The sequence below is a fragment of the Phocaeicola sp. RTP21198st1_B8_RTP21198_201120 genome, from assembly GCF_040929485.1.
Taxonomy (GTDB): domain Bacteria; phylum Bacteroidota; class Bacteroidia; order Bacteroidales; family Bacteroidaceae; genus Phocaeicola; species Phocaeicola dorei.
The window spans coordinates 1-21,592 of the sequence record NZ_JBCOCI010000059.1; the positions used below are offsets into that span (position 1 = coordinate 1).

Below are 21,592 nucleotides of genomic sequence, written 5' to 3' on the forward strand. Positions count from 1 at the left end.
ATCTGCAAATTCAGTAATGAGAGGAAGTGTAAACGCAATAAGGACGTTCAAGGGCTTAGTTGCGGATTTGAGGTTTAAATAGTATTTGTCATCAACAAACAAAAGGCAGAAACCTTTCCTTGCAAGCTCCTACCTTTTTTTATTTCTCCTTAACCCGATTATTTAGTTCCTTCAAATTCCACTTTCAACGTGTTAAGTGCCGGTACATTGGTGATATTGATATCAATATCCAGTTCTTTGGCATCCACCTCACCTGTAATAGAAATAGGCAATTCAATGTTCCCCAAAGCTGCCACAGTCAAAGTAGCCTGTCCATTCAGGTCAAAATCATCCCCTTCTCTATCCAAAGCAACTTTGCACTCTGCACTAATGTCACCAATTGTCAATCCACTGAATTTAAAATCTTTCAATTCCACTTTCACTGTATTGGCATCTACCTTAGTTACAAAGATAGAAGTGCCAGGAATTGATTGATTCAACACTTCCAATTGGCCAGTGAAAGTACCCACCACCTGATCAATAGTCAATCCTGTTACCTCATCGTCATCATCGCTACAAGATGCGAACAATGCCACTGAGCAGATCATTGCAAACAGGTAATAAAACAAATTCTTTTTCATTGTTTAGTTAATTTAATTTATACTCGAAAAATCGTGCAAATATAATAAAAAGTTAAGCGTATAACTATTTTTATCGAAAATTAGGACACATTTTACGTAATTTAGAACATTATTCCGGCAACATCACTACCCCCAGCTTCTTCTTTCCATCCATCTTCACTATCAATGGTTTATCAAACCGTACATGACGAATGAACCTGGTTTCTTCAATAGCCGGCCGGGTATCCAGTACCTCTTGGTTATAGATACCATCCTTCATATAGGCATTGATTGTGAAATAACCGACTCCGAAGGAAGTCAGATTCTGAAAGAAGTGAGTTCCCTGACTAGGATCCACACGATAATTAGTCAGCCCCGCCTCCACAATGACACGTGCGGCCGAAATATGGGGCCATTTCACAGGAATGCCCAGCCACGAATCGCTGCTTCCCCAGCGTCCCGGACCTACCAATATATAATGTTTCCCTTCATCCAAGAATTTACGGTTCATCTTTTCTATTTCATAAGCAATGGTCGGATTATTGGAAGCAGTATAACCATCTGTTTTCACATAAATCACATCCTGAATGTCCTCCATAATGCCATGCCCCAGTGAATTATTACTCTTTAAAAGAACATCCTTATCCTTAATAAGGTTCAAATCCTCCTCAAGATTGGCTTTCACATCGACCATCGGACGAATCTGCAATAAATAGAAAGTACCATTCTTCTTTTGCTGGTTCAATGTCACAGCAAACTCTATCTCAACAGGACGCCTCATCTCACTTTGCCCGTATTCCTGTACCAATTGCAAAATACGAGGCAAAGGAAATACATCATGTTGCAACACATTGGCAAATGTTATCACCTTCCGGCCTCCCGGATAAATTCCGTCACGGATAATCATATCATACGGATCATACGTGGAAGCAATGAAAGTTAAGGCTCCATCATTATCAGCTTCTTTCACCGGAAGCTTCAACAAATTAAAACCGTCATCCAAAGAAAAGTTATGCCCCGTATTCTTCAAATCAAGCGCATAAAACTGAGTCTGCGTCTCACGAAGAGCAATTTCCATCTCACTAGTCTGCAACACTTGGTTAGGATGATAAGGACACACCCTCAGAGTCAGCCCTCCGTCTACAATATATTTACCCAGCCCCAAAGCAAGACTCACAGTTCCCTCTTCGGCTTTTTCATCTCCTATGGGGTAGTAGTTGAGCGAACGTGCCACCCCCGAAATAGAAGGATAAAAACGGTCACCATACTGTGTACCGACCACCTGTTGCAAAATAACAGCCATCTTCTCCTGGTCTATCACATTGCTGGTTGCCTGCATATACGCCTTGCTGTCTCTGAAGAAAACAGAAGCATACACCCCTTTTATGGCATCGCTCAACATACGGAGCATCTCATATTTATCATCTAAATAAGGAATCATATAAGTAGAATATATTCCAGCAAAAGGCTGATAATGAGAATCTTCAAGCAAGCTAGAGGAACGGATGGCTATAGGCGATTTCACCACATCAAAGAAAGCAAAGAAATCTTCCACCAGACGGTCGGGCAACTTGGCACGAAGAAAAGCCTTCAATATCGTGTCATCATCCGCATCACTCAATGCTACTTGATATAGGCTGTTGGTATCCATGAATTCATCAAAGATATCTGTACAAAGCACCACCGTTTTAGGAATGACTACCGTCGCATTTTCAAACTCATCAAATTCCACGTGACGCTTTACCATATTGTCTATAAAAGCCAAACCACGTCCTTTCCCCCCCAATGACCCCTCACCGATACGGGCAAAATTAGAATAACGGTCAAAACGATCACGTTGGAACACAGCCACCACACCTTGATTCTTCATCTTACGGTACTTCACAATAGCCTCAAAGATTATACGGCGATGAGCATCAATATCCTGCAAAGAATCCCAAGTTATCTGCTTTAAAAACTCGGCAGGTGGAAACATGGCACGAGAATACAGCCAGCGGGATACGTGATTACGACTGATATGGTAAAGAAGAGATTCTTTAGGAATAGCAAAAATAACATTCTGTAATTCCTTCAAATTATGAACACGGGCCACTTCTTCCAATGTATCGGGATTACGGAAAATGAAATCCCCGAAACCAAAATCATCAGACACAATTTCACGCAAGTCTATATTCATCTTCTTGGAATTCTTATCCACAAAGCTAGCACCATACCGGGAAGCATACACCTTGTTGTCTACCTCGGCCGACTGTAAAATAAGAGGAACAAACGGATCCCTGGAACGTATCTCCGCCAGCAATTTAATACCTGCCATTGGATCCACCACACCACCACGTGGGTAACGTGCATCCGTAATCACACCTAATACATTATTTTGATATTTATTATATAAATCCATCGCCTCCTCGTAAGTACGTGCCAATACAATTTTGGGACGTCCCCGCATACGCAATGTACGCTGGTGAGCATTCAAAGCCTCTGTGGCAAATTCCTGACTTTGCTTCAACACAAATTTATATAAGTTAGGCAACACGGAAGAATAGAACCGGATGGAATCTTCCACCAATAAAATCATCTGCACTCCCACCTCTTTAATATCATGTTCCAAATTCATCTTATCTTCTATCAGCTTGATGATAGATACTAACAGGTCCGTATTCCCCAACCAGCAGAACACATATTCAAAAATGCTCAGATCCTCATGCTCCATACGTGCCGTAATACCATGCGAGAACGGGGTCAGTACCACCAGCGGAATATGAGGGTATTGTTCTTTTATGCTGCGTGCAATCTCAAATGTATCACTGTTATCAGATCCGGGCATACAAATCACCAAATCAAATGTAGTATTCTCCAATTGCTTCCAGGCAGCCTCCTCAGTAGAAACTTGTGTAAAACGCGGCGGATAGCGAAGACTGAGGTTCATATATTCATTAAATATCTTCTCATCTATACGCCCGTCATCCTCCAACATAAAAGCATCATACGGATTTGCTACCAAAAGAACATTAAAAATCCGTTTGGTCATGAGGTTTACAAACGAGGTATCCTTGAAATACAACTGATTTAATTTTAACTTGCTGAGCATGGTTATTCGATTTACATGGATAATGTAATAGCAAAATACGTCAATAATATTGTTTTATGCAACTTATTCGCAATAAAAAAGAACTTTTGGGTAGAGTGGTCTTACCACAACGATTAACTTTTTATCACCACCAAACTAAAATTTAGCCCAAAATATTTTGCCAATTCACCAAAAAACATACCTTTGCATCAGAAATGATTTTCATTTTGTCAAAACCTTAAATGCATAATAATTATGGATATTAATCAAATCATGACCTCCCTGGAGGCAAAACACCCTGGTGAATCAGAGTACTTGCAGGCTGTAAAAGAAGTCCTGCTTTCTATTGAGGATATATACAATCAACATCCGGAATTTGAGAAAGCGTCCTTGATTGAGAGATTGGTGGAACCCGACCGTATCTTTACATTTAAGGTGCCTTGGGTAGATGATAAAGGAAAAGTACAGGTAAACTTAGGTTACCGCGTTCAATTCAATAATGCGATCGGCCCGTACAAAGGCGGTATCCGTTTCCATGCTTCTGTAAACCTCTCCATTCTGAAATTCTTAGGATTTGAGCAAACATTCAAAAATGCACTGACCACATTGCCTATGGGCGGTGGTAAAGGTGGCTCCGATTTCTCACCACGTGGTAAGAGCGATGCTGAGATCATGCGTTTCTGCCAAGCATTCATGCTTGAATTGTGGCGCCACGTAGGTCCTGATATGGATGTTCCTGCCGGTGACATCGGTGTAGGTGGCCGTGAAGTAGGATATATGTTCGGTATGTATAAAAAGTTAACCCGTGAATTTACAGGTACCTTCACTGGTAAAGGCTTGGAATTTGGCGGTTCGTTAATTCGGCCTGAAGCAACCGGTTTTGGTGGTCTTTACTTCGTAAACCAAATGCTGAAAGCAAAAGGAATTGATATTAAAGGTAAAACGGTAGCTGTTTCCGGTTTCGGTAATGTAGCTTGGGGTGCCGTGACTAAAGCAACTGAATTAGGCGCAAAAGTAGTCACGATCTCCGGACCCGACGGCTATATTTATGATCCGGACGGTGTAAGTGGCGATAAAATTGATTATATGTTGGAATTACGTGCGTCAGGCAATGATATCGTAGCTCCATACGCAGAGAAATATCCAAACTCAACATTCGTTGCCGGACGTCGTCCGTGGGAAGTTAAAGTAGATATTGCACTTCCGTGTGCAACTCAAAACGAATTAAATGGCGAAGATGCTTGTAATTTAATAAAAAATTCCGTTCTTTGCATTGGAGAAATTTCTAATATGGGTTGTACTCCGGAAGCAATTGATGCGTTTATTGAAAACAAACTAATGTATGCACCAGGTAAAGCCGTAAATGCCGGAGGTGTAGCTACCTCAGGTTTGGAAATGAGTCAAAATGCGATGCATATGAGTTGGAGTGCACAAGAAGTAGATGATAAGTTACATCAAATTATGTATGGTATTCATGAACAATGTGTGAAATATGGTACTGAACCTGATGGATATATCAACTATGTAAAAGGAGCAAATATTGCAGGCTTTATGAAAGTAGCTCATGCCATGATGGCCCAAGGAATTGTTTAAAAGCATTCTATTAGCATAAAAATATCTCGTTTAGTTGTATTTGTATTTTGTATTGTAGCTTGCGCTGCCCGCCTGTGAAGGTATGGCAGCGTTTTTTTATGGTATATCCAATCTTTTTTATACATTTGTAGCTTCAAGTAAACGTATGTAAAATTTAAGTTATGGAAATATTACAACTAGATGGCCTTGAACCTCAATTATTTAATTTAATTGGACCATTGGCTATGAATCCTAAAGTCCTGAGGGCAAATAACAATTATCCCTTTAAAACGACCGAACGTTTTCAATGGTACATTGCTGTCGAAGATAGTGACGTAACCGGTTTTGTCCCTGTAGAGCAGAAAAGTGGCGGTTATGTTATTAACAACTACTATGTCCATAACGATGATCAGGAAGTGTTAGCTGGATTGTTGGAAGCAGTAAAGCCTAAAAACAATTTGTATGCAATTGTTCAAACCAAACACGAAGCAATTTTTTCCAACTGTGGTTTTCAAACCGAACACCGCTGGACTAATTATATTAAAATGATTTACAACACGAACAAAAATGAATAATAAAAGAACTAAAGGGGAAAATGTTTATCAACTCGTTCAAAAGAGGCTCAAATTCTTATTCAACGAATTTGATAATATCTATGTTTCTTTTTCTGGAGGAAAAGATAGTGGTGTCTTGCTCAATTTATGTATCCAATATATCAGAGAGCATAATCTGGACAGGAAAATCGGAGTATACCACATGGACTATGAAGCACAGTATCAAATGACCACAGAGTATGTGGAACAAACGTTCAGAGAAAATCAGGATATATTGGAAATCTACCATGTCTGTGTCCCTTTCAAAGTAGTGACTTGTGCTTCTATGTTCCAAACTTATTGGCGCCCTTGGGACGAAAGCATGCACGCCCACTGGGTAAGGCCTATGCCTAAAAACTGTTATAAGAAAGAAGATTTCCCATTCTACAATGAGGAAATGTGGGACTACACCTTCCAAACTTCATTCGCCTCGTGGTACCATAAAAAGCATGATGCAGTACGCACTTGCTGCCTGGTTGGCATCCGAACTCAAGAGAGCCTAGACCGATGGAGAACTATTCACGGTAACAATCGTCTGAACAGCTATCACAACCTGATGTGGACCCGCAGACTAGGATACGATTTATACAATGCCTACCCTATCTATGACTGGACTACCGAAGATATATGGACAGCATACGCCCGTTTCAAATGGCCATTCAACCAAATGTACGAGCTTTATTATAAAGCCGGAGTACCTTTGGACAGACAACGTGTAGCCAGTCCGTTCCTCAGCACAGCACAGGAAACCTTGAAATTGTACAAAGCCATCGATCCCAATACTTGGGGGAGAATGTTAGGCCGAGTAAACGGAGTAAACTTTACCGGAATCTATGGTGGAACCCGTGCCATGGGATGGCAAAACATCAAATTACCAGAAGGCTACACATGGAAAGAGTATATGTACTTCCTGTTAGATACGTTACCCGAAGAAACCAAACAGTCTTATTTGGAAAAACTAAGAGTAAGCCGGGAATTCTGGAAATACAAGGGAGGATGCCTAGATTTATCAACTATACGCAAGCTAACTGATTTGGGCATAAAATTCTACGTACAAAAGAAAACAAACTACAAGACAGACAAACTTCCTGTTCAAATGGATTATCTAGACGATATAGACATCGCAGAGTTCAAAGAAATCCCCACTTATAAACGTATGTGTATTTGCATTCTGAAAAATGACCATGTATGTAAATATATGGGATTTGCCCTAACTAAAAAAGAAAAGTTAAGAAGAGACAGAGTGATGCAGAAATATAAAAACATTATCAGATGAAAGAAGAATTCGAAAGTCCTGTGTATCACGTGCACAGAGTACCGGTGGAAAAGGTACGTGCCAACAGTTATAATCCAAACCACGTAGCTGCTCCTGAAATGAAGTTGCTGGAATTAAGCATTTGGGAAGATGGCTATACTATGCCTTGTGTATGTTATTATATTCCCGATGAAGATATATATGAACTGGTAGACGGGTATCATCGTTATTGTGTGCTTAAAACTTCAAAACGTGTGTTCGAACGAGAAAAAGGTTTACTTCCCGTGGTCGTTATAGAAAAAGACCTTTCAAACAGAATGGCAAGCACTATCCGCCACAACCGCGCCCGCGGCACTCACAGCATTGAATTGATGGTAGATATCGTGGCAGAACTGACCAAAGCCGGAATGAGTGACGAATGGATAAAAAAGAATATTGGTATGGATGCCGACGAACTTTTACGACTCAAACAGATATCCGGCTTAATGGAACTCTTTGCTGACAGGGAATTCACAATACCTGAACCATAAAGCAATTTTCATTAATACATTATTCAGTTGAAATATAACTCATTAATAATAGGATTGTCGGTCCTAGCTTTGCAAAGCTGCACCGACAATCTTGTTTATACAGGGGCCGATATCGAGGTAGTACTCACAGGCAATACATACAAAGCAGCTTTCACAGAAAGCTCCCCTGTTTCCACTTTTAACTCCGGCAATCAAATCCTGCTGAATGCTTCCGGCAGTCTTCAAATAGACAACAGAATTCTGACTTATATGGACAACCAATGGAAAGCAGAAAATGAATTTAGCTGGAGTGACATAACAGGAAAAACAAATATTACGGCGCTATATCCTGTCTATCCTGATTTGGACTATATCCAAGAAAATCTTTATAAAAACAATTCGTTGGAAGACATACTGTATGTCAAGGATGAATTTCCAGCCGGAAATTCCATCCATTTACAGTTCAAACATTTATTTTCTCTTCTGACACTGTATTTGGACAGAGATTTACAGACCAATCTTCAGAAAATAGAAATAACATGTCCTGCTGTTTCCTCTATTATCCCAAAATCCGCTGAAATAGTTCCAGCGGATAATGAAACATATACGACTACTATTGCCCAAGTTTCTCCTTCCGGAAATTATTCGTTTATAGTCCCTCCTGTCAAAAACATGGTCATCGCCATAAATATGGTGACGAATGGAAAGAAATATACAACACAACTAGAAACAAAGTCTTTTACTGGTAACAAAGAATATACTTATCACTTAAAGACATCTGAAAAAACTCCGGGAATTATTACTGCCGAAGATTGGATTGCGTTCAGCCAACTTATTAATAGCAATACATTTACCCAATACAAAGGAAAAACATTGGACGATTTCGGAGAAACGATGAATGGAATAACCATTTATTATTTATTGAATGACATTGATTTTAAAGATGTGGATTGTACTGAGTTAAAGCAAATAGGATATGCCCAAACAAACTATTACTTTTCCCAAATCTTTGACGGACAAAATCACACCCTTTACAATATACCTATCAATTCCAGCAATGGCACCACAGGTGTATTCGGAGCTGTCAATATCACCGGCATAGTTAAAAATCTTCATATCGAATCCAGCAAAGTATCTATCACATCAAAAAGCAAGAGCACAGCAGAAGGTACAAGTATTTTAGTCGGACGCAATAAAGGCAAAATACTAAATTGTTTCGTTAAAGAGTGCCAAATTACAGCCAATCCAACCAAAACGAACCAATCAGCCAATACAGGAGGCATAGCAGGAACTTCAACAGGGGAAATCACCAATTGCTATGTTACCAACACCCAAATCGTTTATGACGCAGATTCAAAAATAAAAGCAGAACCAGCCGGCGGAATAGCAGGTTCCATCCAAACTCAAGGTTTGATAACAAACTGCTACTCTGCCAACAACATAATAAAGAACAGAGAAAGTTACAATGGTGGAATATGCGGAAAGGCTTTGGATGGAGCGCACATTGAAAATTGTTATGTCTATAACATAGATCTAATTACGACCAAAGGATTATTTGCAGGTATAGCTGCCAACTCTTTCTTCATCCACAACTACTATGATAATGCAAAAATAACCTTTATCGGAAAAAATAACAGTGGGAATCAGTTGTCTAAAAATGCCCAATACACAGGTACTTTTATGAATAAGGAAAACATTCCTATCTACCAGCTTCTCAACCAATGGATAAATGAAACCGCTCCTACCCTTTATCCCGGTTACCTCTTTACCCGATGGACTGATGGAGGAGAAAATCTTCCTGCCGTTTTCATTTCAGAAACACAAAAAAGTAAGTGAACTTCGCGAGACAAGTAAGTCCACTTGCTTTGCCATTTAAGCCCACTTACTTTGCTCACGAAGTTCACTTACTTTTTCAAAGATTCTATACAAATTAAAAGCCGCTTTCTCATTTCACAGAAAAAACGGCTTTCATATAAAATTATAGTTTGTTCTTATTAAAGAGCACCTACTTCATGCAAAGCAGCATTAGTCTTGCGAACAGCAGCAGCACTTGCAGCAAATTTAGCTTTTTCTTCTTCGTTCAAAGGCAATTCAACGATCTTTTCAATACCGTTCTTACCCAAGATTACAGGCACACCACAGCAAATATCTGATTCCCCATATTCACCTTCCAAATAAACTGAACAAGGAACCATCTTACCTTGGTTGTGGATAATAGATTCAACAACAAATGCACCAGCTGCACCCGGAGCATACCATGCAGAAGTACCCAGCAACTTAGTCAAAGTAGCACCGCCTACCATAGTAGCAGAAGCAACTTCCTGCAATTTTTCTTCAGACAAGAAGTTAGAAACAGGCATACCTTTGTAAGTAGCAAAACGAGTCAAAGGAATCATAGTAGTATCACCGTGACCACCGATAACCATACCTTCCACTTCATTAGCGTTGCAACCCAAAGCTTGAGACAAGAAATATTTGAAACGTGAACTATCCAAAGCACCACCCATACCGATGATTCTATTCTTAGGCAAGCCCAAAGCTTTCAATGACAAATAAGTCATGGTATCCATCGGGTTAGAGATAACTACGATGATAGCATTAGGAGAATACTTTAAGATATTCTGAGCAACTGACTTAACGATGCCTGCATTAACACCAATCAGTTCTTCACGGGTCATACCCGGCTTACGGGGAATACCTGAAGTGATAACCACAACGTCAGAGTTAGCTGTTTTTTCATAATCGTTAGTGCAACCTACAATGTTTGTGTCGAAGCCCAACAACTGAGCAGTCTGCATCATATCCATTGCCTTACCTTCTGATACGCCTTCTTTAACGTCCAGCATTACTACTTCGTCTGCTACTTCGTTAAAAGCAAGAACATTTGCACATGTAGCACCTACGTTACCTGCGCCTACTACGGTTACTTTTGACATAATCTCTATATTTTGTTTAAAGTTGATAATAAAATCGCCTTCTTAAAAGCACCGCAAAGTTACAATGATATTCCGAATTAAAGAAAAATTTCCATAATATTTTTCGAGCAGTCTACATAAATTATTGTACTTTTGTCCAAAATTCAATGTAACACTATGGATAAGAGCAAAAAACTGATTATTGTCATTATTCTGCTGGTTGTGATTATCGGCGGAGTTTCTTTTTATGCTTTTCATCAAGCAAAAGAAAATAAAGAAATGAGCGAACTCTTCGCTGTGGAAAAACTGGAAATGGAAAACGAATATACAACTTTCGCCACCCAATATGATGAACTTCAGATACAGATAAACAATGATTCCTTGCGCGAAAAGCTGGAGAGTGAGAAGCTGAAAACACAGCGGCTGCTAGAAGAATTACGACAAGTAAAGACCAGTAACGCAGCTGAAATCATGCGTTTGAAGAAAGAACTGAAAACAGTGCGTGCCGTACTACGCACCTATGTTATCCAAATAGATTCACTGAACAAACTCAACCAAGCACTAGCTGAAGAAAATCAAGAAGTGAAACAAAAATATACGCAGGCAACCCGCCAAATCAATAATTTATCTCAAGAGAAAAAAAATCTGAATGAAAAGGTCACCTTGGCAGCTCAATTGGATGCCACAGCAATTAGTGTAGAGCCTAGAAACAAACGCGGTAAAACAGCCAAGAAGGTAAAAGATGTAAAAAAGATAGCTATCTCGTTCACCATTGTCAAGAATATTACTGCCAAAACAGGTGAACGTACTTTATATATACGTATTGCCAAACCGGACAATGACATACTAACCAAAAACCCTTCAAACACATTCCCATACGAAAACCGTAGTTTGGTTTATTCCATCAAGAAATACATAGAATACACCGGAGAAGAACAAAATGTAACCGTATATTGGGATGTAGAAGAATATTTGCCTGCCGGAACTTATCATGTTTATATCTTCGCTGATGGAACCATGATAGGACAACAAGCTTTCAGCATGAAATAACAAGGAACATTCTCCCCCAAATATATTTAATTAAAAAAATCAGCCGGTTGAAAACGAACCGGCTGTTTTTTCTCCACATAAACAAAAGCAGTGAACATACAGATTGCAGAATTATAAAAATATTTTAAAATAACATCTAGAATATGGCTTTCTTAAAGATTTGTCTTATTTTTGTTGCATAAACAACTTAAAAACAACAAAACAAGAACACTATAATGAAAAAGATTGCAGCTTTTATCCTATTTATCGGTGTTTTAGATAGTATTTCAGCCCAAAGCACACTCACCTTAGATAGTTGTCGTGCTTTAGCATTATCCAACAATAAAGAGTTGCGCATTTCAGCTGAAAAGATTACAGCTGCACATTATGAAAAGAAAGCGGCTTTTACCAATTATCTTCCTAAGATTGCAGCTATAGGAACGTATATGCGCACTCAGAAAGAAATCTCTTTATTAAGTGACGAACAAAAGGGAGTTATCAGTCAGATAGGGACTACCGCCCAAGGCTCTATACAGGAAACTTTCCAACAACTGGCAGCTTCCAATCCCGAACTCGCACAAATACTGCAACCACTTGCTCCCCTCATCCCAGGTATTGGAAATGCACTGAACAAGGTCGGACAAGGTTTGGTAGATGCGCTGCGCACCGACACACGCAATATGTATGCAGGAGCTGTAACCCTTACCCAACCCATCTTCATGGGAGGAAAAATTGTTGCCTACAATAAAATCACCCAATACGCAGAACAGCTGGCCGAATCACAGCACGCCACCGGTATGCAGGATATCATTTTGAATACAGACCAAGCTTACTGGCAAGTCATCTCACTGATAAACAAGAAAAAACTAGCCCAAAGCTATCTGCAACTGGTCAGCCAACTGGACAGTGATGTAGATAAAATGATAACCGAAGGTGTCGCCACCAAAGCCGACGGACTAAGTGTAAAAGTAAAAGTGAATGAAGCCGAAATGAAGCTCACACAAGTAGACAACGGATTAAGCCTATCTAAAATGGTACTATGCCAATTATGCGGTCTGCCTTTAAATGATGAAATACGTTTAGCAGATGAAGACGTAGAAAGCTTAACTCTCCCTGAATATCATGTAGGTGATAATGTAGCCACCGCTTTGGCAAATCGCGAAGAATTACGAAGTTTGGATCTAGCTAATAAAATTTATGACCAAAAAGTCAATATCACCCGCGCGGGATTTCTTCCTACAGTGGCTCTGACCGCCAACTACATGGTAACCAATCCCTCATTGGTAAACGGCTTTGAACGCAAATTCCGTGGCATGTGGGCTGTTGGCGCTATGGTACAAATTCCAATATGGAACTGGGGCGAAGGAATGTATAAGGTAAAAGCTGCCAAAGCGGAAGCAAACATTGCCCGCTATCAACTGGCAGATGCAAAAGAAAAGGTAGAATTGCAGGTAAGCCAAGCCAGCTATAAAGTAAATGAAGCAGCCAAACGCCTGAGCATGGCCGAAAAAAATCTGGAAAAAGCAGACGAGAATCTGCGCTATGCCAAACTGGGATTCATGGAAGGAGTCATTCCCACCAGTAATGTATTGGAAGCGCAAACCGCTTGGTTATCTGCCCAATCAGACAAAATAGACGCTCAGATTGATGTAAAACTGACTGAAGTCTATTTGCGCAAGTCAATGGGAGTGCTTAAATAAAAATTAAAGATTAAAAACGAAAAGATATGGCAGAAAGATCACAACACAGCAATATTTTGCTGGCATTTATTTCACTGACAGCAGTCATCGTTATTGTATCGCTGATAGGTTTCTTCACATTGGGAAAAGGCCCGGAAATCATTCAGGGACAAGCAGAAGCTGACGAATATCGGGTTTCCAGCAAAGTACCGGGACGCATTCTGGAATTTCGTGTGAAAGAAGGAGACAAAGTAAAAGCCGGTGACACACTGGCTATCCTTGAAGCCCCCGATGTAAAAGCCAAACTTTCTCAAGCACAAGCTGCCGAACAAGCAGCACAAGCCTTGAATGAAAAAGCACAACGAGGTACCCGCCAAGAGCAACTGCAAGCTGCCTACGAAATATGGCAGAAAGCTAAAGCCGGAGTAGAAATTGCTGAAAAGTCATACAACCGTGTCAACCGACTCTTTGAAGAAGGCGTAATGTCCGCGCAAAAACGTGATGAAGCCAAAGCACAATTTGATGCCATGAGTGCTACAGAAAAAGCTGCACGCTCCCAATACGAAATGGCAAAGAACGGTGCACAACGTGAAGACAAAGCCGCAGCCGCAGCCCAAGTAGAACGTGCCAAAGGTGCTGTAGCCGAAGTTTCTTCCTACATAGACGAAACGATACTGACCGCGTCAGCTGATGGAGAAGTAACCGAAATCTTTCCCAAAGCAGGCGAACTGGTAGGTACCGGTGCCCCCATTATGAACGTGGCCCGCTTGAATGACATGTGGGTAACATTCAATGTACGCGAAGATTTCCTAAAAGACTTTACCGTAGGAAATGAGATTAACGCATTTATTCCTGCCTTTGACAAAGAAATAAAATTCAAGATTACTTATATGAAAGATCTGGGTACATATGCCGCCTGGAAAGCAACCAAGACTACGGGGCAATTCGACCTGAAGACCTTCGAGGTAAAAGCTGTTCCTGTAGAGAGAACAGACGGATTGCGTCCGGGAATGAGTGCCATCATCGAGAAATAACAAACAATGAACAATACTGTCCATAACCGTATATTCCGCATAGCCCGGCGTGAAGTGTTCCGCATCGCCACAAGACCGCTATATCTGTTCTGCATGATCATAGCTCCCTTGTTCTGTTACCTCTTCTTTACTACATTAATGTGGAACGGACTCCCTACGGATATGCCGGCAGGTGTGGTCGATTTGGACAACACAGCTACCACACGCAGCATCATCCGTAATCTGGACGCTTTTCAGCAGACTAAAATCATAGCGCATTACCCCAGTTTCGCAGATGCCCGCAAAGCCATGCAGCAAGGGAAAATCTATGCTTTCTACTATATTCCAAAAGGAACTACCGACAAGGCATTAGCAAGCCGCCAACCCAAGGTTTCTTTTTATACCAACTATTCCTATCTGGTAGCTGGTTCATTACTCTATAAAGACCAGCGCACCATGTCCGAGCTGGCGGGTGGAGCCATCGGCCGTGCCACCTTATATGCCAAAGGAGCTACAGAAGACCAAGCCATGGCGTTCCTGCAGCCCATAGTCATCGACTCCCATGTATTAAACAACCCATGGCTCAACTATTCAGTATATTTGAGTAACACTATCATACCAGGTATTCTGATGCTGCTTATCTTTATGACCACCGTCTATACCATTGGAAGTGAAATGAAAACCAACACCCAAAAAGAATGGATGGGCATGGCAGGCAATTCCATCACCGTAGCTCTGACCGGCAAATTGCTGCCTCAGACTTTAGTTTTCTTTGTCATGGGCACCTTCTATAATGTTTATCTATACGGTTTCCTGCACTATCCCTGTAATAGCGGTATACTGCCCATGCTGTTTGCCGGTCTGTTATTAGTACTGGCTTCACAGGCTTTCGGAGTATTTCTGTTCGGATTGTTTACAACAGTCCGCTTGGCACTGAGCACTGCCTCCCTATGGGGAGTGATTTCTTTCTCCATATCGGGTATGAGTTTTCCAGTTATGGCAATGAATCCTGTGTTACAGGCACTGGCCAATCTATTCCCGTTACGCCACTACTTCCTGATTTATGTAGATTTGGCGCTTAACGGATATCCGCTGATTTACGCATGGCATTCAATAGTCGCGTTGATGTTATTCATGCTGTTGCCTTTCTTTATACTGAAAAGACTGCGCACAGTACTATTACATTATGTATATATTCCCTAAAACGGCAAGCAGTTATGAGAGCATATAAACTCAAAGATATCATCTCACAAGGAACTAAAGACCTTTTCTACATCTGGTGGCAAGAGCTGAAAGCAGTTGTGAAGGATCAGGGTGTACTTATCTTCTTCATTCTGGTACCACTAGGCTATCCGCTTCTCTATACCTTTATATATACCAATGAAACAGTGCGTGAAGTTCCTGCTGCTGTAGTAGATAATAACCGTTCCAGCCTCAGCCGTGAATACCTGCGTCTGGTAGATGCAGGTGCCGACTTGGAAATAGTATCTCATTGCAGTGATATGGAAGAAGCAAAAACTTTATTGAAAAACGGCAAAGTGTATGGCATCATCTATATTCCTGAAAGCTTCAGCCGCGACATTACTAAAGGAGTTCAAACCCATGTTACCATCTACTGTGACATGAGCGGTATGCTATACTACAAAGCCATGCTGACAGCCAACACCAATGCCTCGCTGATGATGAACAAACAGATAAAGATAGAACGCTCCGACAACACAACCATCCGACAAGATGAAGTGAGCACGTCTCCCATAGCGTATGAGGATATTTCCATTTTCAATCCGCAGAACGGTTTTGCCAGCTTCCTGATACCCGCCGTACTGATATTGATTATCCAACAAACTTTACTGCTAGGAGTAGGTCTATCTGCCGGAACTGCTCGTGAGAACAACCGTTTTCGAGACCTTATCCCCATGAGCCGCCATTATCATGGCACGCTGCGCATTGTTTTAGGCAAATCACTGACTTACCTTATGATATATGCTGTCATGGCTACCTATATGCTCTGCCTTGTTCCCAAAATGTTCAGCCTGGTACAAATAGCTCAAGCTGGAACCCTAGCGGCATTCATGTTTCCTTACATACTGGCATGCATTTTTTTCGCGATGACTTGTTCTATCTTTATTCACCATCGGGAAGCCTGTATGATGATCTACGTATTTACCTCAGTGCCGTTACTATTTATCTCAGGTATCTCGTGGCCAGGTACTGCCATTCCTAAATTCTGGGAGGTGATTTCATGGCTGTTCCCTTCCACTTTCGGCATCAACGGTTTTGTACGCATTAACAATATGGGTGCCACACTGACCGATGTACTGACAGAGTACCGGATATTGTGGATACAAACAGGCGTTTATTTCCTTACCACCTGCATCGTATACCGTCGTCAGATCACCTTAAGCCGCAGACATGTATACGAAAGATTAAAAGAGATTAAGAAAAGACGCAAAACAAATATCGTCTGAATTTGTTTATAAATTAAAAACCAAATGAATTATTTAGGATGAAAAAACTTTTTATTCTGGCATGCGTATGCCTACTGATTACTTCATGTAACAGTAACCCCAAAAACACTAACGATTCTGCAACCTCCACCGAAACAACGGATATGCACAATGCAGAAAATTCATTGGATTATGACGGTACTTACACCGGAACCTTTCCAGCTGCCGACTGTCCGGGTATCAACATGACCCTGACTATTAAAAAAGACAAGACTTTTGAGTTGATATCAGAATACATTGACCGGCAGGATGCTACTTTCAAAGAATATGGAACTTACTCCGTTGAAGGTAATATTATGACTTTAATTAATGGAGAGGATAAGCAATATTATAAAGTCGGTGAGAATACCCTGACCGCTCTCAATCAAGACAAACAGGCAATAACAGGAGAGTTAGCAGACCATTATATCCTACACAAAAAATAAACTTTACTTCATCTGTCATTTTCATGCCAAAGTGAAGAGTCCGCTTCAATCTATCACAGCTGGATTCTTCACTTTGTTCTTTTATTTGTCCACAATCTATATTCACACTAATTAACTTCCGTTCCTTTTGTTTATTACGAAAATTTCGTAGATTTGCGAAAACATCGTAATCAATTCATTTTCTTATGGAAAAGCTAACGATACAAGAAGAAGAAGTGATGCTTCATATTTGGAGCATGGGAGAATGTTTCGTGAAAGACATAGTTGCTAAATTTCCCGAACCTAAACCACCTTACACTACGGTAGCGTCTATAGTGACCAACCTGAAAAGAAAAGGTTATGTTACAGCCAAGCGCTTCGGTAACACCTATCAATACACCCCTGTAGTGAAACAAAGTGAATACAAACGCACATTTGTAAGTGGTGTGGTCCGAAACTATTTTGCCGACTCGTATAAGGAAATGGTATCTTTCTTCGCTAAAGAGCAAAAAATCTCCGCAACCGACTTGAAAGACATTATTGACCTGATAGAAAAAGAAGAAGATAAATAACCTTGCTAAATTCATAAATATTATGATAACTACAGCTCCCGAACTCATTTACATGCTGAAAGTAAATATAGGCATCGCCTTATTCTATGCTTTCTATAAGCTGTTCTGCTGTCGCGACACTTTCTTCCAATGGCGTCGTATCGCACTGCTGAGTTTTCTTGCACTCTCTTTTCTTTATCCGCTAATGGATATGCAAGCATGGGTGAAAGAACAACCTGCCATCAATGAACTGGCAGATTACTACACACTGATGATGCTAACAGAAACAAATACTTCCACTGCCACAGTAGTCACAACTCCTGTTGCTATTCCCACACCCGGCCTGCTTGATATAATAAAGTTCATCTATTGGATTGGAATCCTTTTATTATCCGCACGATTTATGATCCAACTAAGTAGTATTTTCCACCTTGTCTTAAAAAGCAAGAGTATAAATGTAGACCAAATATCCATACGCAGTCTATCAGAACCTGCCAATCCATTCTCTTTCTGGCAATGGATTTTCGTCTATCTGCCCGAACTGAAAGAAGATGAAAAACAAGAAATCCTGACGCACGAACAGACCCACGTCCGCCAATGGCATTCCATAGATGTCATTATCAGTGAAATAGTAAATATCATTTGCTGGATGAATCCTTTTGCATGGCTAATGAAAACAGAGATCAGACTCAATCTAGAATACCTTGCCGATCATAAAGTAATGGAATCCGGCACAAATAAGAAAGCATATCAATATCACCTTTTGGGATTAGCCAACCAGAACAGACAAACCGGTTTATATAATAATTTCAACTTATCACACTTAAAAAACAGAATTAAAATGATGAACAAAAAAAGAACCCGCACCACAGGGCATATCAAATATGCCTTGTTTGCACCGCTGACTGCTGCTCTACTCTTGGTCAGCAACATTGAAACCGTGGCACGGACAGCCGAAAGGTTAATCTATTCCACGGAAGAAAGCACCCCACGCCCCGAAAGGGAAGAAGTGGCATCTTTTGTCAACACAGTACAAGGTCTAGTGACTTTCACTATTACCGTAACCAATAGTGAAGGTAAGCCTCAACCTAATGTTACTCTGCAAATCAAACCGAGTGATGAAGTGAAAACTTTCAAAACCAATGCAGAAGGAAAAGCTACCATAGAAGTGGATATGACGACTCCCAAGTATGTTTCCCTAGACGTTTCCTCTCCTAAAAGTTCCAAACATCAATCACTTCTACTTTCAGCAAACAAACCAAATGTTACTGCCATCTTTGATACTGATGATGATATTGCCGCTTACATCAAAGCCGGCAAACAAATACGGGTCAAGTTACAAATATCTAATAATGATAACCAACAACTGGCAGGAGCAGAACTTATTTCTTCTTCAACAAATGCCAAAGCCACGACAAACGCTCATGGAGAAGCTCAGTTAACAGTAGGAGTAGGCGAAACCATTGCCATTAACCATAAAGGTTATCAGGAAGGAAAATTCACGGTAAAAGAACTCTGTCCCATCAAAGATATGGAAAATCCGGAACTAGTAAGATTACTTCTTGTCGGAGAAGATCCCGTATACCAGATAGCAGACAATATGCCTGAATTCCCCGGAGGTATGGCAGCTTGCTTACAACATTTGGCACGAAACATAAAATATCCCACAACAGCTCAAAAGGAGGGAACGCAAGGTAAAGTAATCGTACAGATGGTTATTGAAAAAGATGGTTCGGTAGATCATGTAAGCATTGTACGCAGCATTAGCCCCGAACTAGATGCTGAAGCAGCACGAGTTGTAAAATCCATGCCGAAATGGAAGCCGGCAACTGTAAAAGACAAAACAGTACGTTGCAGATATACTGTTCCTGTAACTTTCAAACTGCAATAAAGAGTATAAAAACAGAAAAGAGGCTGTTTCGAACAGCCTCTTTTCATCCCAAAAACATATTTCAAATTATTTCTTCATTTCCACAATGTGCGTCGGCGCTTGCTCCGCATTACGCTTCTCAGTCTGCTTCACAACATTTTCAGCCAACTCTATGAATGCACGTCCGGTAATGCTGTTCTCATTCAAAGCAGCGGGAGTACCCTTATCACCATTCTCACAAATACTCTGTACAATAGGGATTTGTCCCAACAAAGGCACATTCATTTCTTCCGCCAATTGCTTGGCTCCTTCTTTTCCAAAGATAAAATATTTATTTTCAGGAAGTTCGGCAGGAGTAAACCATGACATATTCTCCACCAGTCCCAAAATAGGTACATTTACTTTGTCATTGGTGTACATATTGATTCCTTTGCGTGCATCAGCCAAAGCTACCTGTTGGGGGGTGCTGACAATAACAGCTCCTGTAATAGCCAAAGTCTGCACCAAAGTAAGATGAATATCACTAGTACCCGGAGGAGTATCAAGAATAAAATAATCCAACTCGCCCCAGTCCGCATCTCCGATTAATTGCTTCAATGCATTACTAGCCATACCACCACGCCATAAAGTTGCTTGATCAGGATCAACAAAGAAACCAATGGAAAGCAATTTGATACCATACTTTTCAATCGGAATAATCAAATCACGACCATCAATCTGTTCGGCATAGGGACGAGCATCTTCCACTTGAAACATTTTAGGTACAGAAGGACCGAAAATATCAGCATCCAACAACCCCACTTTATAGCCCAATTTAGCCAGAGCCACTGCCAGATTAGCCGCCACAGTAGACTTTCCTACCCCACCCTTTCCGGATGAAACAGCAATCACATTTTTAACAAACGGGAGTAGCTTGCCCGGTTCGGGACGCGCCGCTTGGCGGCTCTCTGTCGCAATAGTTACCTGTACATCAGGTGAAACATAAGTATGAATAGCTGTTTCGGCAGCCTTTATCATAGATTTCATAAACGGATCGGTCGGTTTCTCAAAAATCAACGAAAAGCTTACCGACATGCCGTCAATGCGAAGATTATCGGCAACCATCTCCGCTTCCACCAAATTCTTTCCCGTTCCAGGATAACGCACTGTTGCCAAAGCGTCCAAAATCAATTTCGGATATAAAGTCATCATTCTGTTATTATTTACTTGTTTTCAACCCGCTTCGTTTACTGCGGTTGTAACTGCGATACTCATCCAATTCTATTTCCACATCGGGTTCATGCAACTCCTTCTCATGCGGCAGACGGAACTTCATATATTTTATATTCAAACCACGATCCAACCATTGTTGTTCATAATAGGTACGGATGCCTAGTATGTCATCCACCAAACCGGAATGATACAAATCTTCGGTCATAAACTCTACCGGCAATTTGTTTTCCTCTACCATATAGCGGGTGTAAGTAAACATAAAATTACTGTCGGTCTTCAAGTGAATTAGCCCATCCGGCTTCAAAAACTTGCGATAACGTTCCATAAAGTATGTGGAAGTAAGACGTTTAGTCACTTTCTTCATCTGTGGATCAGAGAAAGTCAGCCATATCTCACTCACCTCGCTCGGAGCAAAAAAACGATCGATGATTTCGATATTGGTACGCAAAAAAGCCACATTCTTCATGCCATTTTTCAGCGCTTCCGTCGCACCGGTCCACATACGGGCCCCTTTTATATCTACACCGATAAAGTTTTTATCGGAATACATACCTCCCAGCCCTACGGTATATTCACCTCGTCCACATCCCAGTTCCAGAACTATCGGATTATCGTTCTTAAAAAAGTCACGGTTCCAATTCCCCTTCATATCGAACGTAACGTTATCGGCCACCGAATAAGGGTATTCAAACACGTGCGGATACTCCCGCATATCAGCAAATTTCTCCAGTTTTCCTTTTCCCATGAAAATTAGTCTATCATTATTTGTTTCCACAGGCAAAGGTAGGAATATCCTGTGAAAGAGAAAAAAAATAGA

Annotated in this window: 18 protein-coding genes; 13 read left to right on the forward strand and 5 right to left on the reverse strand. The window is 40.8% G+C overall.

All coding sequences use genetic code 11. The features are described from left to right. Positions 1-158 precede the first annotated feature (158 nt). Both AB5935_RS17345 and AB5935_RS17350 read right to left on the reverse strand, forming a co-directional pair. Complete coding sequence (locus AB5935_RS17345) at positions 159-620, reverse strand: calycin-like domain-containing protein (protein ID WP_007831221.1); 462 nt, start codon at positions 618-620, stop codon at positions 159-161. A gap of 109 nt (positions 621-729) precedes the next feature. After that, the gene (locus AB5935_RS17350; protein ID WP_007831220.1) at positions 730-3,687 is read right to left on the reverse strand and encodes a PEP/pyruvate-binding domain-containing protein; all 2,958 of its coding nucleotides are present in this window, start codon (positions 3,685-3,687) and stop codon (positions 730-732) included. Between the two features lie 234 nt (positions 3,688-3,921). On the opposite strand from AB5935_RS17350, the gene gdhA reads away from it, so the two are divergent. From gdhA to AB5935_RS17375, 5 genes are all read left to right on the forward strand, one after another. Further along, positions 3,922-5,259: an NADP-specific glutamate dehydrogenase gene (gene gdhA / locus AB5935_RS17355; RefSeq protein ID WP_005845584.1), complete on the forward strand. Its 1,338-nt coding sequence runs from the start codon at positions 3,922-3,924 to the stop codon at positions 5,257-5,259. A gap of 161 nt (positions 5,260-5,420) precedes the next feature. Further along, complete coding sequence (locus tag AB5935_RS17360) at positions 5,421-5,813, forward strand: hypothetical protein (RefSeq protein WP_007831216.1); 393 nt, start codon at positions 5,421-5,423, stop codon at positions 5,811-5,813. After that, positions 5,806-7,107 carry a DUF3440 domain-containing protein gene (locus tag AB5935_RS17365; RefSeq protein WP_007831214.1) on the forward strand — a complete coding sequence of 434 codons (1,302 nt, stop codon included), beginning with the start codon at positions 5,806-5,808 and terminating at the stop codon, positions 7,105-7,107. The genes AB5935_RS17360 and AB5935_RS17365 overlap by 8 nt, the downstream gene beginning before the upstream one ends. After that, on the forward strand, positions 7,104-7,616 hold the full coding sequence (locus AB5935_RS17370) for an IbrB-like domain-containing protein (protein ID WP_005845588.1): 513 nt from the start codon (positions 7,104-7,106) through the stop codon (positions 7,614-7,616). Before AB5935_RS17365 ends, AB5935_RS17370 begins: the two co-directional genes overlap by 4 nt. Positions 7,617-7,643: 27 nt before the next feature. Next, positions 7,644-9,431, forward strand: coding sequence for a GLUG motif-containing protein (locus AB5935_RS17375; protein WP_038611438.1), 1,788 nt, complete (start codon positions 7,644-7,646; stop codon positions 9,429-9,431). Between the two features lie 158 nt (positions 9,432-9,589). Here the strand turns inward: AB5935_RS17375 and mdh are convergent, their stop codons facing one another. Continuing rightward, positions 9,590-10,531 (reverse strand): malate dehydrogenase, encoded by a 942-nt coding sequence (gene mdh / locus AB5935_RS17380; RefSeq protein ID WP_007831209.1) that lies wholly within the window; start codon positions 10,529-10,531, stop codon positions 9,590-9,592. A gap of 156 nt (positions 10,532-10,687) precedes the next feature. On the opposite strand from mdh, the gene AB5935_RS17385 reads away from it, so the two are divergent. From AB5935_RS17385 to AB5935_RS17420, 8 genes are all read left to right on the forward strand, one after another. Then, positions 10,688-11,560, forward strand: a complete 873-nt coding sequence (locus tag AB5935_RS17385) for a hypothetical protein (protein ID WP_007831207.1) — start codon at positions 10,688-10,690, stop codon at positions 11,558-11,560. Positions 11,561-11,775: 215 nt separating this feature from the next. Continuing rightward, on the forward strand, positions 11,776-13,239 hold the full coding sequence (locus tag AB5935_RS17390; protein WP_007831204.1) for a TolC family protein: 1,464 nt from the start codon (positions 11,776-11,778) through the stop codon (positions 13,237-13,239). Between the two features lie 26 nt (positions 13,240-13,265). Further along, positions 13,266-14,252 (forward strand): HlyD family secretion protein, encoded by a 987-nt coding sequence (locus AB5935_RS17395; RefSeq protein ID WP_007831193.1) that lies wholly within the window; start codon positions 13,266-13,268, stop codon positions 14,250-14,252. 6 nt (positions 14,253-14,258) lie between these two features. Then, entirely contained in the window at positions 14,259-15,434 is a 1,176-nt protein-coding gene (locus AB5935_RS17400) for an ABC transporter permease (protein ID WP_007843415.1), read from the forward strand. 14 nt (positions 15,435-15,448) lie between these two features. After that, positions 15,449-16,699 carry an ABC transporter permease gene (locus AB5935_RS17405; RefSeq protein WP_007855736.1) on the forward strand — a complete coding sequence of 417 codons (1,251 nt, stop codon included), beginning with the start codon at positions 15,449-15,451 and terminating at the stop codon, positions 16,697-16,699. A 38-nt stretch (positions 16,700-16,737) separates the two neighbouring features. Continuing rightward, complete coding sequence (locus tag AB5935_RS17410) at positions 16,738-17,163, forward strand: copper resistance protein NlpE (RefSeq protein WP_007843417.1); 426 nt, start codon at positions 16,738-16,740, stop codon at positions 17,161-17,163. A 185-nt stretch (positions 17,164-17,348) separates the two neighbouring features. Next, positions 17,349-17,714: a BlaI/MecI/CopY family transcriptional regulator gene (locus tag AB5935_RS17415; protein ID WP_007831186.1), complete on the forward strand. Its 366-nt coding sequence runs from the start codon at positions 17,349-17,351 to the stop codon at positions 17,712-17,714. A gap of 22 nt (positions 17,715-17,736) precedes the next feature. Beyond that, complete coding sequence (locus AB5935_RS17420; RefSeq protein WP_007831185.1) at positions 17,737-19,584, forward strand: M56 family metallopeptidase; 1,848 nt, start codon at positions 17,737-17,739, stop codon at positions 19,582-19,584. Positions 19,585-19,650: 66 nt separating this feature from the next. Here AB5935_RS17420 and AB5935_RS17425 read toward each other — a convergent pair whose 3' ends face one another. Both AB5935_RS17425 and trmB read right to left on the reverse strand, forming a co-directional pair. Beyond that, on the reverse strand, positions 19,651-20,751 hold the full coding sequence (locus tag AB5935_RS17425) for an Mrp/NBP35 family ATP-binding protein (protein WP_007846973.1): 1,101 nt from the start codon (positions 20,749-20,751) through the stop codon (positions 19,651-19,653). A 10-nt stretch (positions 20,752-20,761) separates the two neighbouring features. After that, positions 20,762-21,520 (reverse strand): tRNA (guanosine(46)-N7)-methyltransferase TrmB, encoded by a 759-nt coding sequence (gene trmB / locus AB5935_RS17430; protein ID WP_007843422.1) that lies wholly within the window; start codon positions 21,518-21,520, stop codon positions 20,762-20,764. Between the last annotated feature and the right edge of the window lie 72 nt (positions 21,521-21,592).

Excerpts from the sequence above, each read along its gene's own strand:
- AB5935_RS17390 (WP_007831204.1), top strand. The coding sequence starts at position 11,776 with ATGAAAAAGATTGCAGCTTTTATCCTATTTATCGGTGTTTTAGATAGT.
- AB5935_RS17405 (WP_007855736.1), top strand. The coding sequence starts at position 15,449 with ATGAGAGCATATAAACTCAAAGATATCATCTCACAAGGAACTAAAGAC.
- AB5935_RS17420 (WP_007831185.1), top strand. The coding sequence starts at position 17,737 with ATGATAACTACAGCTCCCGAACTCATTTACATGCTGAAAGTAAATATA.
- trmB (WP_007843422.1), bottom strand. The coding sequence starts at position 21,520 with ATGGGAAAAGGAAAACTGGAGAAATTTGCTGATATGCGGGAGTATCCG.
- AB5935_RS17365 (WP_007831214.1), top strand. The coding sequence starts at position 5,806 with ATGAATAATAAAAGAACTAAAGGGGAAAATGTTTATCAACTCGTTCAA.
- AB5935_RS17400 (WP_007843415.1), top strand. The coding sequence starts at position 14,259 with ATGAACAATACTGTCCATAACCGTATATTCCGCATAGCCCGGCGTGAA.
- AB5935_RS17350 (WP_007831220.1), bottom strand. The coding sequence starts at position 3,687 with ATGCTCAGCAAGTTAAAATTAAATCAGTTGTATTTCAAGGATACCTCG.
- AB5935_RS17415 (WP_007831186.1), top strand. The coding sequence starts at position 17,349 with ATGGAAAAGCTAACGATACAAGAAGAAGAAGTGATGCTTCATATTTGG.
- gdhA (WP_005845584.1), top strand. The coding sequence starts at position 3,922 with ATGGATATTAATCAAATCATGACCTCCCTGGAGGCAAAACACCCTGGT.
- AB5935_RS17370 (WP_005845588.1), top strand. The coding sequence starts at position 7,104 with ATGAAAGAAGAATTCGAAAGTCCTGTGTATCACGTGCACAGAGTACCG.
- AB5935_RS17360 (WP_007831216.1), top strand. The coding sequence starts at position 5,421 with ATGGAAATATTACAACTAGATGGCCTTGAACCTCAATTATTTAATTTA.
- AB5935_RS17425 (WP_007846973.1), bottom strand. The coding sequence starts at position 20,751 with ATGACTTTATATCCGAAATTGATTTTGGACGCTTTGGCAACAGTGCGT.
- AB5935_RS17345 (WP_007831221.1), bottom strand. The coding sequence starts at position 620 with ATGAAAAAGAATTTGTTTTATTACCTGTTTGCAATGATCTGCTCAGTG.
- AB5935_RS17395 (WP_007831193.1), top strand. The coding sequence starts at position 13,266 with ATGGCAGAAAGATCACAACACAGCAATATTTTGCTGGCATTTATTTCA.
- mdh (WP_007831209.1), bottom strand. The coding sequence starts at position 10,531 with ATGTCAAAAGTAACCGTAGTAGGCGCAGGTAACGTAGGTGCTACATGT.
- AB5935_RS17385 (WP_007831207.1), top strand. The coding sequence starts at position 10,688 with ATGGATAAGAGCAAAAAACTGATTATTGTCATTATTCTGCTGGTTGTG.
- AB5935_RS17410 (WP_007843417.1), top strand. The coding sequence starts at position 16,738 with ATGAAAAAACTTTTTATTCTGGCATGCGTATGCCTACTGATTACTTCA.